The organism is Rosenbergiella gaditana (assembly GCF_018494065.1).
Lineage (GTDB): Bacteria > Pseudomonadota > Gammaproteobacteria > Enterobacterales > Enterobacteriaceae > Rosenbergiella > Rosenbergiella gaditana.
This window is the reverse complement of sequence record NZ_JABBFR010000079.1, coordinates 1-262: the sequence shown is the minus strand read 5'-3', so window position 1 is coordinate 262 and position 262 is coordinate 1. Positions and strand designations below refer to the sequence as shown.

1 protein-coding gene is annotated in these 262 nt (G+C 35.9%); it reads right to left on the bottom strand.

What is annotated here, in order from left to right:
* Positions 1-262 (bottom strand): GTP-binding protein (locus tag HH682_RS15525; RefSeq protein WP_275957720.1); only part of this gene is annotated, 262 nt, incomplete at both ends.

The window sequence follows — 262 nt, the reverse complement described above, 5'->3', positions numbered from 1 at the left end:
CCAACATGTGGTGCTAAATCCGTTTTATTGATGATGAAAAAGTCTGATTTAATCATACCTTGTCCACCTTTACGAGGGATTTTTTCACCTTGAGCAACGTCGATAATATAGATTGAAAAATCTACAAGTTCAGGACTGAATGTAGCTGCTAAGTTGTCGCCACCAGATTCAATAAAGATAAGTTCAATATCATCATTACGTTCTAATAACTCATCAATAGCAGCAAAGTTCATAGAAGCATCTTCACGAATTGCTGTATGAG